The following is a 16,242-nucleotide window of genomic DNA, read 5'->3' on the forward strand; positions in this document are numbered from 1 at the left end:
AGAAGTGGCTTCTCGGAGACTCGCACCGCAGTCGTCACAGCACAAGACATTCCCCCGGGCGCGCCAACTACCGGTGGCCGACGCGCGGATTCCGGCTTACGGACCGCGGACCGTGCCGCCTTGACCTCAATGTTGGTCGAGGTTCTATGGTCATCGGCATGAGTATGGAGACCACGGCCTGGACGCAGCTGTACAGCGTCATGCACGCCAAAGACGAGCGCCGCCCCTTCGCCCGGGCCACGCTGCGCCGCATCGGCGCGTTCGCCCGCCCGCACCGCCGCCGCATCGTCCGCTTCGTGCTGCTCGGGGTGGCGACCGCACTGCTCGCCGTCGCCACCCCCGTCCTGGCCGGAAAGGTCGTCGACGCGATCGTGTCGGACGGCGACGAGGGCACGGTCGTGCGCCTCGCCCTGCTCATCGCGCTCATCGCCGTCGCGGAGGCGGTGCTCGGCATCCTCTCCCGCAGGCTGTCGGCGACGCTCGGGGAGGGACTCATCCTCGATCTGCGGACGGCCGTGTTCGATCATGTGCAGCGCATGCCGGTCGCGTTCTTCACACGTACTCGTACGGGAGCGCTCGTCTCCCGTCTCAACAACGACGTCATCGGCGCCCAACGGGCCTTCAGCAACACCCTCTCCGGCGTGGTCAGCAACGTGGTCACCCTGCTGCTCACCCTCGCGGTCATGCTGACTCTGTCCTGGCAGATCACCCTGCTCGCCCTGGTGCTGCTCCCGGTGTTCGTGCTCCCGGCGCGGCGGATGGGCCGCCGCATGGCCCGCATGCAGCGCGAGGCAGCCGCCCTCAACGCCGCCATGGGCACCCGCATGACCGAGCGCTTCTCGGCCCCCGGCGCCACCCTGATCAAGCTGTTCGGCCGCCCCGAGGAGGAGTCCGCCGAGTTCGCCGACCGGGCCCGCCGCGTCGCCGACATCGGCGTGCGCACCGCCACCGCCCAGGCCGCCTTCATCACCGCACTCACCCTGGTCTCCGCACTCGCCCTGGCCCTGGTCTACGGCCTCGGCGGCTTCTTCGCCCTGCGCGGCACCCTGGACGCCGGCGCCGTCGTGGCGCTGGCCCTGCTGCTGACCCGCCTGTACGCCCCGCTCACCGCGCTCGCCGGAGCCCGCGTGGAGGTCATGAGCGCCCTCGTCAGCTTCGAGCGGGTCTTCGAGGTACTGGACCTGGCCCCGCTCATCGACGAGAAGCCCGACGCCCGCCCGGTCCCCGACGGCCCCGTCGCCGTCGAGTTCGACGACGTCCGCTTCGGCTACCCGTCCGCCGACAAGGTCTCCCTCGCCTCCCTCGAAGAGGTCGCCACCCTGGACACCCGCGGCGGCGAAGAGGTCCTGCACGGCCTCTCCTTCCGCGCGGAACCCGGGCAGACGATCGCGCTCGTCGGTTCGTCCGGCGCCGGCAAGTCCACCATCGCCCAACTGCTGCCGCGCCTGTACGACACCGACGGCGGCACCGTCCGCGTCGGCGGCGTCGACGTGCGCGAGCTGAGCGCGCGCTCGCTGCGCGACACCGTCGGCATGGTCACCCAGGACGGCCACCTCTTCCACGACACCGTCCGGGCCAACCTGCTCCTCGCCCGGCCGGGCGCCACCGAGGGCGAGCTGTGGGAGGCGCTGCGCCGGGCCCGCCTCGCCGACCTCGTACGGTCCCTGCCGGACGGGCTCGACACCGTGGTCGGCGAGCGCGGCTACCGGCTCTCCGGCGGCGAACGCCAGCGCATGACCATCGCCCGGCTGCTGCTGGCCCGCCAGCGCGTCGTGATCCTCGACGAGGCCACCGCCCACCTCGACAACACCTCCGAGGCGGCCGTCCAGGAAGCCCTCACCGAAGCCCTCCAGGGCAGAACCGCCCTGGTGATCGCGCACCGGCTGTCCACGGTCCGGGCGGCCGACCGCATCCTGGTGGTCGAGGCCGGCCGCATCGTGGAGAGCGGCACCCACGACGAACTCCTCGCGGCCGACGGCCGCTACGCCCAACTGCACCGCACCCAGTTCGAGCGCCCGGCCCTGGACAAGGCCGCCTAGGGCCTGTCTGACCATTCCCGTCTGCCTCGCGGCCCCTTGCACGCACTCTCGCCGCACCGGGCGCAGAGCCAAGTACGTCCCGTCCGAGGCGCTGCGCCCGGCAGGACGGGAGCACGCACCTGACGCCGCGAGGCCGCCCTCCGGGCGACGACGGGAATGGTCAGACAGGCCCTGGCGCGGGCGACGCGCCCGCTACGGCGCGGGCCGGGCGACGCGGCCGCTACGGCGGATCGGGCGGCCCGGTCCGCAGGGGCAGGTCCTGCTCGGCCCAGACGACCTTCCCGGCGGGCGTGCGGCACGAGCCCCAGCGCCGGCACAGCATGTTGATCAGCTGGAGACCGCGCCCGCTCTCGTCGCTCACGTCCGCGTGCTGGATCTGCGGCAGGTCGGGGCCGGAGTCCGAGACCTCCACGGACAGCCGCTCGTGCCGCAGCAGCCGCAGCTCGCCGGGGGCGTTCCCGTACCGCAGCGCGTTGCCGACCAGCTCGCTGACCACCAGCTCCGTGGTGTCGACCAGCTCCTGGAGGCCCCATCGCTCCAACTGCTCGCGCACCGCCGTACGGGCCTGCCCGGCGGCCTTGCCGTCCGGCGGCAGCGCTCGCACGTACACGTCGCACTCCGGACCGAGCGGCCGGGCGAACGCGGCCAGGACGATCGCGTCGTCCGACCGGTCGCCGCCGACCCGCTCGGCCACCGCCCGGCACTCGGTGCCGTCCTCGGGCACGCCGCCGCCCACCGCCTCGCGCAGCCGCTCCAGCTGGTTGCCCAGGTCGGCCGTGCGCGACCTGATCAGCCCGTCCGTGTACAGCGTCAGCCGGCTCCGCTCGGGCACCGGCCGCTCGACCGGGTCGTACGGGATCACCCCCGCCCCCAGGGGCGCGCCCGCGGGCACCTCCAGGAACGAGACCGCGCCGTCGGGCCCGGTCAGCAGCGGCGGCGGGTGCCCGGCGCTGGCGATGCGGAAGGTGCCGCCATACGGGTCGTAGACCGCGCACAGACAGGTGGCGACCTGGTCCTCCTCCAGGTCGCGGGCGGCCAGGTCCAGCCGGGCCAGCAACCGCTCGGGCGCGATGTCCAGCGCCATCAGGGTCCGGGCCACCGTGCGCAGCCGCCCCATGGTCGCCGCTGCGGCCAGCCCGCGCCCCATCACGTCGCCCACCATCAGCGCGGTGCGGCCGCTGGGCAGCGCGACCACGTCGAACCAGTCGCCGCCCACCGCGGCCGGATCGGCGGCCGGGTCGTAGCACGAGGTCACGTCCAGGCCCGGGGTGCTCGGGCTGGACCGGGGGAGCAGCGCCCGCTGCAGGGTGACCACGTGGTCGCGCTCGCGCCCGTAGAGCCGGGCGTTGTCGATGTACACGGCGGCCTTGGAGGCCAGCTCCATGGCCAGCGCCACGTCGGTCCGGTTGAACGGCGCCCGGTGCCCGGCCCGGACGAAGTCGGCGAGCCCCAGCAGCACCCCGCGGGCGATCAGCGGCACCGCCAGGTAGGAGTGGACGCCCGCCCGGCGCATGATGTCCGACGACTCGCGGGAAGGGGCGATCACGGCGAAGTCGGCGCGCGTCATCCGGGACACCAGCACCGGCCGTCGGGTGGTCAGACACCGTTGCCCCAGCCGGTCGGCGGTGTGCACCGACAGCTCGCCGACGGGATCGGGCGCCAGGTTCAGCCCCTCGACCTCCGACACCGCCATGGCCCTGAGCCGCGGCGCGTCGCCTCCCGGTACCCGGTCGCCCTCCTGGAACCGCAGCACCGAGTCCAGCAGGTCCACCGCGGCACCGTCGGCCAGCTCGGGCACGGTGAAGTCGGCCAGCTCCTCCGCCGTCCGCCGCACGTCGAGCGTGGTGCCGATGCTCAGGTCCGCCGCGTTCAGCCAGGCCAGACGGCGGCGCGCGCCGAGCGCCTCCGACATCGACCGCAGCGCGCCCCGTGCCGCCCGGTGCCCGCTCACGAGGGGATTCGTGGGGCGGCGCAGCCCGCCCAGCCACGCTCGTTCCCGCACGCGTCGCCTCCTCCCACGGCCTCCTGTCCCGATTCTGCCCTGCCACGGGACGACCGGCGACGGCGGACCCCCCTTAGGCCCTGTCGTCAAACTCCCGTCTGCTCGGCGACGCCATGCACGCGCTCTCGCGGCACCGGGCGCCGACCACGTACAACCAGTACGCCGGTCGACGTCCGGCACGCCGAGCCGGACCCCGCGACCCCGGCAGGATCCATACGGCACCCCCTCGTCATCCGCACCGGCAGGGGGTGCCGCCCGGCGGCGGCTCAGGCGCGCAGCCACACCGCCGTGTCCGTGGGCAGCCGGCCGGCCTCGTCCAGCGGCCCGCTGACGAGCAGGACGGCGTCGTGCGCGGGCAGCTCGACCGGCTCCGCGGACAGATTGACGACGCACACCGGGCCGCCCGCCCGCCGGAACGCGAGGACACCGTCCGGCGCGGGCAGCCAGTCCAGCGGACCGTCGCCGAACCCCTCGGTGGAACGTCGCAGGCGCAGGGCCTCGCGATACAGCGAGAGCATCGATCCCGGGTCCGCGCCCTGGCGGTCCGCCGCGTACGCCGACCAGCCCGCCGGCTGCGGCAGCCAGGGCTCGGTCTCCGAGCCGAACCCGCAGTACGGCGCGTCGGCGGCCCACGGAAGCGGCACACGGCAGCCGTCCCGGCCCGGATCGACGCCTCCGGAGCGGAAGTGCATCGGGTCCTGGATCCGATCGCGCGGAATGTCCGCCTCGGGCAGGCCGAGTTCCTCCCCCTGGTAGAGGTAGACGGAGCCGGGCAGCGCCAGCGTCAGCAGCGCTGCGGCCCGCGCCCGCCGGGTGCCCAGGACCAGGTCGGCAGGGGTGCCGAAGGCCTTCTTCGCGAAGTCGAAACCGGTGTCCGCACGGCCGTACCGGGTCACCGTGCGGGTCACGTCGTGGTTGCACAGCACCCAGGTGGCCGGGGCGCCGACCGGGGCGTGCTCGGCCAGCGTGTCGTCGATGGTGCGGCGCAGCCGGTCCGCCTCCCAGGGGCAGGACAGGAAGTTGAAGTTGAAGGCGGTGTGCAGTTCGTCGGGCCGCAGATAGCGCGCGAAGCGCTCGGCGTCGGGCAGCCACACCTCACCGACGAAAACGCCCCCGTACGCGTCGGCGACCCGGCGCCAGGACCGGTAGATGTCGTGCAGCTCGTCCTGGTCGATGTACGGGTGCGGGTCGACGCCCTCCACGAAGTCCGCGAGCGCGGGGTCCTTCGCGAGCAGCGCGGCGGAGTCGATGCGTACGCCCGCCACCCCGCGCTCGAACCAGAAGCGCAGCACGTCCTCGTGCTCCCGGCGCACCTCGGGGTGGTCCCAGTTGAGGTCGGGCTGCTCCGGGGTGAACAGGTGCAGGTACCACTCGCCGTCCGGGACCCGGGTCCAGGTGCGGCCGGAGAACTGGGAGGGCCAGTCGTTGGGCGGCAGCTCGCCGTCGGCCCCGCGGCCGGGGCGGAAGTGGAACCGCTCCCGCTCCGCGCTGCCCGGACCGGCCTCCAGCGCGGCCCGGAACCAGGCGTGCCGGTCGGAGACGTGGTTCGGGACGATGTCGACGATGGTGCGGATGCCCAGCTCCCGGGCCTCGGCGATCAGCTTCTCGGCCTCGCCCAGGGTGCCGAAGGCGGGGTCGATGGTGCGGTAGTCGGCGACGTCGTAGCCGCCGTCCACGAGCGGGGAGACGTACCAGGGGGTGAACCAGACGGCGTCCACGCCGAGTTCGGCGAGGTAGGGCAGTCTCGCCCTCACGCCCGCGAGGTCACCGGTGCCGTCGCCGTCGCCGTCGGCGAAACTGCGGGGGTACACCTGGTAGATGACGGCGTCGCGCCACCAGTCTTCGGTGCGGTGCGAGTTGGGGGCTGCCACGTGACGGTCCTTTCGGGCAGGGTGGATCTTCGCCGCCGGCCCGGACAGAGCGGGGCGTCGGACAGGCCGGCGGCGAAGGTTGACGGGACGAGCCGGGAGGGAGGGGAGGAAGGGCAGGCGGCAGGCGCCCCGGCCCTGGAGCCCTCAGCCCTTGAGCCCTCCGGCGGTGAGTCCGCTCATGATGTTGCGCTGGAAGATCAGGAAGATGACGAGCGTCGGCAGCGAGGCCATGGTGAGCGCCGCGATCAGCACGTTCATGGGAACCCCGTTCGACAGGGAGTAGATCCCGACGTTCAGGGTCTGCTTGGACGGGTCGGGCAGGGTCAGCATGGGCCAGAGGAAGTCCTTCCAGACGCCCACGATCGCGAAGATGGACACCACACCGAGGATCGGCCGCGAGATCGGCAGCACGATCGACCGGAGTGTGCGCATCGGCGAGGCACCGTCGATGGAGGCGGCGTCGAGGAGTTCCCGGGGGATCGAGTCGAAGAATCGCTTCAGCAGGAAGATGTTGAAGGCGTTGGTCACCGAGGGCAGCCAGATCGCCCACGGTGTGTTCAGCAGGTTGCGTTCGAAGATCGGCACGTCGAGCACCGTCAGGTACTGCGGCACCACCAGCACGGTCGCCGGGATCATCAGCGTCGCCACCATCAGACCGAGGATGGCCTTGCCGAGGACCGGCCGGAGCTTGGACAGCGAGTAGGCCGCCGCCACGTCGAACACCAACTGGAAGGCGAGCGCGCCGAACGCGTAGAACAGGGTGTTCCCCAGCAGGCTCGCCAGGTCCATGACGTTCCAGGCCTGCGCGTAGTTGTCGGGCTGGAAGGACTCGGGGACCAGGGTCGGCGGGGTCTGCACGACCTCCTGGGTGTCCTTGAAGCCGCTGGAGACCATCCAGTACATCGGACCGAGAAAGACCACGGTGAACAGGGCGACGACCAGGCCGAAGACCACCCAGTACAGCGCCTTGCCGCGCGGGCGGGCGAGCTGGGCCGGTGAGATGAGTGTGCGTGTGGACATCTGTGGATTCCCCCGGCTCTACTCGTCCTCGGCGCGGCTGAGCTTCACGTACGCCGCCGAGAAACCGGCCAGCAGTACGAGGAGCAGCAGGCCGAGGGCCGCCGCGGCACCGTAGTTGTTGAAGTTGAAGGCGTACTGGTAGATGAGGTAGACGACCGTGGTCGTCGAACCCTCGGGGCCGGCGCCGCCGGTGAGCAGGAAGGGCTCCACGAAGACCTGCATGGTGGCGATGATCTGCATCAGCAGCATCAGCGAGAGAATGAGCCGGGTCTGCGGGACGGTGACGTGCCAGATCTTGCGCAGCAGCCCGGCCCCGTCCAGCTCCGCCGCCTCGTACAGCTCGCCCGGGATGCCCTGGAGCGCGGCCAGGTAGATGAGGGCCGCGCCGCCCATGTTCATCCACGTCGACGCGATGACCACCGAGAGCATGGAGAGGTCGGGGTCCTGCAGCCACTGCTGCTCGGGCAGTCCGAAGAACCCGAACACCTCGTTGAGCAGGCCGTAGCCGGGGTCGTACAGGTACTTGAAGAGCAGCACCGAGGCGACCGGGGGCAGCATCACCGGCAGGTAGACGAGCAGCCGGAGGTACCCCTTGCCGTGCCTCAGTTCGTTGATGACGATCGCGACGACGAACGGCACCGCGAAGCCGAGCACCAGGGCCAGCACGGTGAACAGCGCGGTGTTGCGCCACGCCTGCCAGAAGGCCGGGTCGTTGAAGACCGTCTCCAGGTTCTCCAGGCCGACCCAGGAGACCTCGCCCTGGTCCGTCTTCTGGAAGGCGAGGAAGAACTCCCGGACCATCGGGTACCAGGAGAAGAACGCGAAGCAGAGAACCGCTCCGATCAGGAAGCCGTGCGCGGTGAGGTTGCGCCTCAGGCTCCTGCCGAACGCCCCGCCGCGCTGGGGCGGGCCGTCCACCGGCGGCTGGGCGTGGCGGGCTCTGGCCGCCTTGCTCGGGGTCAGGCTGGGGGCCGACATCGTCGCTCCTTGGGGCTGGTCTCATGGGCCCCGGGGGGCGGTGCGGCCCGCCCCCCGAGGGAGCCGGTCACTGCGTGGCCAGAACCTGGTTGACCTGCTGCTCCGCGGTGGACAGCAGCTTGTCGACGTCGGCGTCCTCGTTGGTGAGGAGGCCGGACATCACGTTGTCCAGGACCTTGTAGACCTCCTGGGCCTTCGGCGGCTCGGCCAGGCCCGGGACCGGGTTGTCCATGAACGCCTTGAAGTTCTCGACCGGCATCGTGGCGTGCTCGAGCCGGGCCGCGTCGTCCTTCTTCTTCGACTCGTTCAGCCAGAAGTTGGGCTGCGGGAGGCCCACCGGCAGCTTGTCGGTCTTCTTGCGGGCCCAGTTGAACTGCCCCTCGCCGACGGTGAGGTTCTGGAAGTTCAGCCAGGCGACGCCCGCCTTGATCTTGTCGGGGGAGATCCCCTTCTTGATCATGTAGTTGTTGCCGCCGGCCAGGGTGTTCTTCGCGCCCGGGATCGGGCCCATGCCGAAGTTCTCGTAGTCGGCGCCGAGTTGCTGCACCATGTACGTGATGTCGTCGGGCGCGGCGAGGAACATGCCGAGCTTGTCGGTGGCGATCTGCTTCTGGAGATCGCCCCACTTGAGCAGCTGGGTCTTGCCCATGCTCTCGTCCTCCCAGCGCATGGCGTGGAGGTTCTCGGCGACCTCCTTGCCCACCTCGCTGTTGAAGGACGCCTTCTTGCCGCTCTCGTCCACGACGTCGGCGCCGCGGCTGTACATCTGGGCGGTGAAGTGCCAGCCGCCGGTGTTGCCCGCGCTGTACTCGCCGAAGCCGGCGATGCCCTCGCCCAGGCCGGCGATCTTCTTGGCGGCGGTGCGGACCTCGTCCCAGGTGCGCGGCGGGGTGTCCGGGTCGAGTCCGGCCTGCTCGAAGAGCTTGCGGTTGATCAGCAGGCCCATCGTGTAGTTGCTCGTGGGCAGGCCGTACAGCTTGTTCTCGTGCTTGAGCGAGCCGAGGACGTTCGGGTCGATGTCCCCCAGCGCCGGGACGGTCTTGTCGTTGACGTAGGCCGTGATGTCCTCGGCACCGTCGTTGTCCAGCACCTGGGGCAGGTCGGTGAAGTACGTGTAGAAGACGTCGGGCTGGGACTTGGCCTTCAGCATCGCGGTGAAGCGCGGCGGCTCAAGACACTGGCCCGGGGTGGAGCGCCCCTCGATGGTGACGTTGGGGTAGGTCTTGTTGAACTCCTCGACGTCCTCCTGCCACTCCTTCAGCTCGGCCGCCTTCGCCTTCGGCGGCATGCAGTCGATGGTGATCGTCACCTTGGTCTTCGGGTCCAGCGGAGCGGCCGGGTCGGAGGACCCGCTGCCGCCTTCGGAACCGCCGCCGTCGTCGCTGCTGCTCGTGCCGCAGGCGGCGAGAGCGGTCAGGGTGAGGGCGGAGACGAGCGTGATGGCGCCGGCACGGCGAGTACGGCGGAACCGAGCACTTCTCATGGGTGGTCCCCTTCGGGCATGAACGTGGAAGGCGCCCCACCGCCGATGCGTTGTGGGGCGCCGCTCACTCAACCACCGTGAACAAGTGAACGCAATATCTCGCGCTGATTTCGTAAATGCTTGACAGGACGTTGAAGATGCCGGGTTCCCGCTACCGGGTGGAAACCTGGGCGGTGGAGCCGCGGACGACCAGTTCCGGTTCGAAGAGCAGTTCCCTGTGGGGGACTTCGGTGCCTTGGATTTGTGCGCAGAGGAGGTCGACGGCGGCGCGGCCCATGGCTTCGATGGGTTGGCGGACGGTGGTGAGGGGTGGTTCGGTGCAGGTCATGAAGGCGGAGTCGTCGTAGCCGACGACGGAGACGTCGTGGGGTACGTGGTGTCCGCGGCGGCGGGCGGCGCGGATGGCGCCGAGGGCGAGGGGGTCGCTGGCGCAGATGATGCCGGTGATGCCGCGGTCCAGGAGGCGGGTGGCGGCGGCCTGGCCGCCCTCCAGGGAGAACATGGCCCGTTCCACGTGCGCGTCGGGCAGGGAGCCGTTCGCCGCCTCGGCGGCCTGCTGTGCCGCGGCCAGCTTCCGGCGGGAGGGGATGTGGTCGGAGGGGCCCAGCACCAGGCCGATGCGCTCGTGACCGAGGGACGCCAGGTGCCGCCAGGACTGTCCCACTGCGACGGCGTCGTCGCAGGCGACGCAGGGGAAGCCGAGATCGGGGATGGAGGCGTTGACGAGTACTACGGGGATGTTGCGCTCGGCGAGCAGCCGGTAGTGGTCGTGCGGGGCGTCCGCCTGCGCGAACAGGCCGCCGCCGGCGAAGACGACCCCGGAGACCTGCTGTTGGAGCAGCAGTTCGACGTAGTCGGCCTCGGAGACGCCGCCCTTGGTCTGGGTGCACAGCACCGGGGTCAGCCCCTGCTGGGCGAGGGCGCCGCCGATGACCTCGGCGAACGCGGGGAAGATCGGGTTCTGCAGCTCGGGCAGGACCAGGCCGACCAGGCGGGCGCGCTCGCCCCGCAGCTGGGTGGGCCGCTCGTAGCCCAGGACGTCCAGCGCACTGAGCACGGACTGCCGGGTCGTCTCCGAGACTCCCGGTTTGCCGTTGAGCACCCGGCTGACCGTGGCCTCGCTGACCCCAACCTTCTTCGCCACCTGAGCAAGTCGTCGCGTCACAAACGCAAGACTAGCGCAAGTCTCCGCAAGAGACTTGCGCCAGTCAGTGGCCTGCCCGACAACAGCTACTGCCGAGCCCTTGTTGCAGCCAGGTCTACGGGTTGCGGATGATCTTGAAGGTGGAGGTCGTGTTGCGGACGTCCACGGCGTTGTCGCCGAGCTTCAGCCCGTTGAAGGTGACCTCACCGACCGCGGGTCCCTGCCCAGCCTCGGGCATCTCGTTGGCCCACAGGCCGAAGCCGGACTTGGCGTCGAAGGCGTCACCGCTCTTGTGCGCGCCCGTGACGGAGACGTCGGTGAAGACCGTGTCCTTGATCGGGAACTGCGGCTGACCTCCCACGTAGTTCGTCTGGAACATGATGCCGCTGTAGGTCGGGTCGACGATGTCGACGTTGCTGACCCTGATCCCCTGGAACACCTTGGACGCCGAGAACACCCAGATGCCCGGGAAGGTCTGCCCGCCCCAGAAGTGCCCGCCGGCCCGGACGATCGAGACGTTCTCGAAGGTCGTCGGATCGGTGCCGAACCCGTTCATCGGGTAGCCGAAGTCCAGCGAGCTGATGGTGATGCCCGAGTAGACCAGGGTGTCCGCGATGTGGATGTTCCGGAAGGTGTTGTGGTAGCCGCCGTAGACGGCCAGGCCCGCGGCACGCCAGGTCAGCGTGGTCGTGAGGTTCTCGTACAGGTTGTTCTTCATGTCCGCGCCGCCCGCGTCGATCGCCGAGAAGAGCGCGAAGCTGTCGTCACCGGTCGCCCGGGCGTCGTTGTTGGAGACGAGGTTGTCGGTCGAGCCGTTGGTCATGTTGATGCCGTCGGCGAACATGTTGCGGATCCGGGAGTTCTTGATCGTCATCCGGTCGGTGTTGGCGCCCCAGTACAGGCACACCATGTGCTCGTTCCAGATGTTGTCGATCACGATGTCCGAGGTGTTGGAGAAGTCGAACACCTTGCCCGGCCCGTCGATGCGGCTCGTGTAGTTGCCGAAGTAGGCGAAGTTCGCGAACGTCGAGCCCTTCGCGCTCGCCTCGGCACGGAACCCGATGTCGGTGTTGTCCTGCGTCGTCGGCGCGTGGAACCGGGCGAACCAGGGACCGGCGCCGACCACCTTCACCGCCTTGCCGTACACCTGGAACTTGCTCGACGTCTGGTAGTCGCCGGGCGGCAGGTACACGCCGACCAGCTTGCCGGAGGTGTCCATGCGGACCTTGTCGAGCGCGTTCTGCACGTCCTGGTGCGTAAACCCGGCCGGTACGGCGTACGCCGCCGGGTCGGGGTTCGGCACCGCCGAGACCTGCTCCAGGTTGACGAAGTCGATCGCGTAGTCGGAGGTGTTCGCCGCGTCCTTCTGCAGCCGGATCGTGCTGCCCGCCGGGACGGTCTCGCCGAGCATGATGTGCGCCTCGTCGTAGATGTGCCGCGGGGCGCCCGCACCGGGGGAGTTGCCCGGCGACGCCTCGGCGCCGTACAGCCAGGCGTACTTCGACGTCAGCGGCAGCGCCTTCTTCATGACGCCGTCGACGTAGACGTTCAGCGTGGCGTCCATGCCGCCGCCGCCCGGCGCGTCCGGGATGGAGAAGCGGGTCACCAGGGTGTTGGTGTCCGCCTTGGTGGTGAACTCGACGTACTCGCCCGTCTTGTCGAGGTGGACGGCCTTGCGCCCGGACGCCTCGCCGGCGATGTCACCGATGGTCCGGTTGGGTCCCACCACGGTGGCACCGCCGCCGACCGTCCCGTCCTCCGCCTCGTACATGTCGTACGGCATGTTCGCGCCGCGCCCGACGAACAGCGGCTGCGTGGAGGTGTTGTTCTCCCGCTTGACCGGCAGCTCGTTGGCGTCGTCGGCGACCGTGACCTTCAGGGAGTACGAGCCGTTGGCCGCCTTCCAGGTGCCGAGGTTCACGGCCGGGGCCGTCGAGCCGGCGGCGATGACACCGGAGTGCGTGCCGGTGAGGGTCTTGACCGTGCTGCCCTTGGAGTCCACCAGGGCGAGCGTCACCGCGTGGCCGCCGCCCGCCGAGTCCTGGGTGCCCTGGTTCCTCAGCGCGACCCCGAACGTCACGTCGTCACCGGCGGCCGGACTGGACGGCGTGGTGGTGACGGCGGCGGCGACCAGGTCGGAGCTCTGCACCGGCTTGACGACCAGCGGCTCGGGCCGGGTGTAGGTGTTGTTGGTCTCGTTCTGCTCGATGATCTCGTTCGCCTCGTCGACGACCGCGCTCAGTTCGTACGAACCTGCCTCGCGGGCCCCGAGGGACGCGCTGACCGTGCGCTGCGCACCCGCCTCCAGGGCGGGGACGTCGGCGGTGGCGACCTTGGTGTCACCCAGCCGGACGGCGACCTTGCCGGCCGGAGCGTCCGCGGCACCGCTGTTGCGCACGGTGGCGGTCGCAGTGATCTCGTCCGACTCGACGGGGGAGCCGGGCGACGTGGTCAGCCCGGTCACCTCGAGGTCCGGGTTGGGCGCCGGGGTGCCGACGACCTGGAACTCGGCGACCTGCCCGGCCGTCGCCCCGGAGTTGGAGGTGAACTTCAGCTGGACGTCGGCGGCCCGTTCGCCGACGGGTATCGTCACGCTGTTGCCGCCGCTCGCGGGATCGAAGACGTAGTCCTTCGCGGCCACCAGGGAAGTGAGGCCGGACCCGTCCTGGGCGCGGCCGAGCACCTCGATGTTCTGGGTGCGCCTGGACCAGCCGGTGTCGGGGTTGAGCCTGAGGACGACGCTGTCGACGTCGGCGTTCGCGCCCAGCTTCAGGGTCAGCGTGTTCGGGTAGCTGCCCGCCGCCCCCTCCCAGTAGGTCGAGGTGCTGTTGTCGTTGGCGTTCTCGGCGACGTAGGTGTGGATGTGGGACGAGGCGCTGATCGGCTTGCCGACCGCCAGGTTCGAGCCGTCCTTGGTGCCGTTGCGGATCACGGAGTTGCTGTCGCCCGACTCGTTGCCCGCCGCGTCCTTGGCCCGCACGAAGTAGGTCACGTTCGCCGACGCCGGCTGGGTGTCGGTGTAGGTGGTGACGTCACCGGCGACGCTCTTGCGGAGCTGGTTGTTGGCGTAGACGTCGTAGGCGGTGACGCCCTTGTCGTCGGTGGAGGCGGTCCACGTCAGCCTGACCTGCCCGGCGGCCGGTTCGGTGAGGGCGAGGTTCGAGGGCGCGGTGGGTGCCTGCGTGTCGCCGGTGTCGGCGCGGCGGGTGACCGAGTTGCTGTCGCCCGACTGGTTGCCGGCCGCGTCCTTGGCGCGCACGTAGTAGGTGACCGTCGTGCCGGCCGGCCTGGTGTCCGTGTACGTGGTGACGTCACCCGCGACCGAGGTCAGCAGATCGCCGTTGGCGTAGATGTCGTACCCGGTGACGGCGGTGTCGTCCGAGGACTCGTTCCAGGTCAGCCTGATCTGCCCGGTGGCGGGCTCGGTGAACGCGAGGTTCGCCGGGGTCGTGGGCGCCTGGGTGTCACCCGTCTCCGGGCCGTAGACCTCCAGCTCGGAGACCTGGGCGGCGGGCTGGCCGGTGTTGGCCGTGACCAGGACCCGGAGGTAGCGCGCGGTGGCCGCGTCGAAGGTGACCGTGGCCGACTGGCCGCCCGCCGCGTCGAACGTGTACGCCTTCGCGGCGGTCAGGTCGGTGAAGTCCGAGCCGTTGTCACTGGCCTGGATCTTCAGCGTCTGGCTGCGGGTCGGCCAGCCGTCCGGCAGCCGCAGTACGACGCGGTTCACCCGGCGTGCGGAGCCGAGGTCGGCCTGGAGCCACTGCGGCAGGGCGTTGTTGGCGCTCTCCCAGTAGCTGGCCCGGTTGCCGTCGTTGCCGTTGCCGGGGGTGTACGCGCCCGTGGAACTGCTCGCCGTCAGCTGCCGGCCGGCGGCGAGGTTCACGGACGACTCCCCGGCCGCGTGCACCTCCAGCTCGGAGAGCTGGGCCGCCTGCCACCCGGTGTTCGCCGTGACGTTCACCCGCACGAACCGGGTCTGGGTGGCGGGGAAGGCGATGGTGACCGTGTTGCCCGACCCCGGGTCGAAGGCGTAGGTGGCGGAGGTCTTGAGCGTGCTGAAGCCCGAACCGTCGGCGCTGCCCTGGACGGAGAGCGTCTGATCGCGACTCTCCCAGCCGGCGGGCAGCCGCAGGACGACCTCGTCGATCCGCTCGGTGGCACCGAGGTCGGTCTGGACCCACTGGGGCAGGCTGCCGCCGCCGCTCTGCCAGTAGGTGCCCTGGTTGCCGTCGGTGATGTTGGCGGCGCCGTACTCACCGTGCGAGCTGCTCGCCGCCGTGGCGTCTCCCACGGCGATGTTGGGGCCACCCGCTGCCGTGGCCGACAGCAGCGGTCCTCCCAACGCCAGGAGACTGGTCGCGACCACGGTGCACAGGGCTCGCGACCTCCAGTTCCGGTTTCTCATCTGTCCCCACATCAGGTAGACACTCAATGTTCTCTGACATTTACGCGGAGCGCTCGCAGAGTTGCAGAGAAATGTTGAGTCGTCTACAGGATGGACGGCGTGAAGTGGGCATGCCACAGGGTCCGTTGGCGTCGGAGAGGCCCGGAGCGGCGTCGGGGCATGCCTCGGATCAGCGGCTTTCACGAGCTACGTCGCACAGCCGCAAGCCACTGCCATTTCCCGCAAGGAACTTGCGCTCAAGAAGGGGAGAGGGGGAGAGGGGGGAGGAGAGGGGAGCCGTCAGCGGGCGGCCGGCTGGGCCGTGGAGCCCCGGACCACGAGTTCCGGTTCGAAGAGCAGCTCGCCGTGGGGGACTTCGGTGCCTTGGATTTGTGCGCAGAGGAGGTCGACGGCGGCGCGGCCCATGGCTTCGATGGGTTGGCGGACGGTGGTGAGGGGTGGTTCGGTGCAGGTCATGAAGGCGGAGTCGTCGTAGCCGACGACGGAGACGTCGTGGGGTACGTGGTGTCCGCGGCGGCGGGCGGCGCGGACGGCGCCGAGGGCGAGGGGGTCGCTGGCGCAGATGATGCCGGTGATGCCGCGGTCCAGGAGGCGGGTGGCGGCGGCCTGGCCGCCCTCCAGGGAGAACATGGCCCGCTCGACGAACTCCTCGGGCAGCTCCGAGCCCGCGGCCCGGGCCGCCTCGCGGGCGGCGGCCAGCTTCCGGCGGGAGGGGATGTGGTCGGAGGGGCCCAGCACCAGGCCGATGCGCTCGTGCCCCAGCGACGCCAGATGCCGCCAGGACTGCTCGACGGCGACGGCGTCGTCGCAGGCGATGCACGGGAAGTCGAGGTTCTCGATCGACGCGTTGATGAGCACCACGGGAATGTTGCGCTCGGCGAGCAGCCGGTAGTGGTCGTGCGGCGCGTCCGCCTGCGCGAACAGACCGCCCGCGAACACCACTCCGGAGACCTGCTGTTGGAGCAGCAGCTCGACGTAGTCGGCCTCGGAGACGCCGCCCTTGGTCTGGGTGCACAGCACCGGGGTCAGCCCCTGCTGGGCGAGGGCGCCGCCGATGACCTCGGCGAACGCGGGGAAGATCGGGTTCTGCAGCTCGGGCAGGACCAGGCCGACCAGGCGGGCGCGCTCGCCCCGCAGCTGGGTGGGCCGCTCGTAGCCCAGGACGTCCAGCGCGCTCAGTACGGACTGCCGGGTCGTCTCCGAGACTCCCGGTTTGCCGTTGAGCACCCGGCTGACCGTGGCCTCGCTGACCCCAACCTTCTTCGCCACCTGAGCAAGTCGTCGCGTCACAGACGCAAGG

9 protein-coding genes are annotated in these 16,242 nt (G+C 70.5%); 1 reads left to right on the forward strand and 8 read right to left on the reverse strand.

Annotated features, from left to right (window positions below; genetic code table 11):
* Positions 1–164: 164 nt before the first annotated feature.
* Positions 165–2,039 (forward strand): ABC transporter ATP-binding protein, encoded by a 1,875-nt coding sequence (locus C4J65_RS31500; RefSeq protein ID WP_115746720.1) that lies wholly within the window; start codon positions 165–167, stop codon positions 2,037–2,039.
* 220 nt (positions 2,040–2,259) lie between these two features.
* On the opposite strand, the gene C4J65_RS31505 is transcribed toward C4J65_RS31500, so the two are convergent.
* From C4J65_RS31505 to C4J65_RS31540, 8 genes are all read right to left on the reverse strand, one after another.
* A complete protein-coding gene (locus tag C4J65_RS31505; RefSeq protein WP_115745484.1) occupies positions 2,260–4,041 on the reverse strand; it encodes a SpoIIE family protein phosphatase in 1,782 nt (593 codons plus the stop codon).
* A gap of 266 nt (positions 4,042–4,307) precedes the next feature.
* Positions 4,308–5,912, reverse strand: a complete 1,605-nt coding sequence (locus C4J65_RS31510) for a glycoside hydrolase family 13 protein (RefSeq protein ID WP_115745485.1) — start codon at positions 5,910–5,912, stop codon at positions 4,308–4,310.
* 144 nt (positions 5,913–6,056) lie between these two features.
* The gene (locus C4J65_RS31515) at positions 6,057–6,932 is read right to left on the reverse strand and encodes a carbohydrate ABC transporter permease (RefSeq protein WP_115745486.1); all 876 of its coding nucleotides are present in this window, start codon (positions 6,930–6,932) and stop codon (positions 6,057–6,059) included.
* A gap of 18 nt (positions 6,933–6,950) precedes the next feature.
* A complete protein-coding gene (locus C4J65_RS31520; protein WP_115745487.1) occupies positions 6,951–7,910 on the reverse strand; it encodes a sugar ABC transporter permease in 960 nt (319 codons plus the stop codon).
* Between the two features lie 67 nt (positions 7,911–7,977).
* The gene (locus tag C4J65_RS31525) at positions 7,978–9,393 is read right to left on the reverse strand and encodes an extracellular solute-binding protein (RefSeq protein ID WP_115745488.1); all 1,416 of its coding nucleotides are present in this window, start codon (positions 9,391–9,393) and stop codon (positions 7,978–7,980) included.
* A 151-nt stretch (positions 9,394–9,544) separates the two neighbouring features.
* The gene (locus C4J65_RS31530; RefSeq protein WP_115745489.1) at positions 9,545–10,558 is read right to left on the reverse strand and encodes a LacI family DNA-binding transcriptional regulator; all 1,014 of its coding nucleotides are present in this window, start codon (positions 10,556–10,558) and stop codon (positions 9,545–9,547) included.
* Positions 10,559–10,652: 94 nt separating this feature from the next.
* On the reverse strand, positions 10,653–14,942 hold the full coding sequence (locus C4J65_RS31535) for a discoidin domain-containing protein (RefSeq protein ID WP_162833443.1): 4,290 nt from the start codon (positions 14,940–14,942) through the stop codon (positions 10,653–10,655).
* A gap of 279 nt (positions 14,943–15,221) precedes the next feature.
* Positions 15,222–16,232, reverse strand: a complete 1,011-nt coding sequence (locus C4J65_RS31540) for a LacI family DNA-binding transcriptional regulator (RefSeq protein ID WP_115745491.1) — start codon at positions 16,230–16,232, stop codon at positions 15,222–15,224.
* Positions 16,233–16,242: the final 10 nt, after the last annotated feature.

It is taken from the genome of Streptomyces sp. CB09001, from assembly GCF_003369795.1.
In the GTDB taxonomy this organism is placed as follows: Bacteria; Actinomycetota; Actinomycetes; order Streptomycetales; family Streptomycetaceae; genus Streptomyces.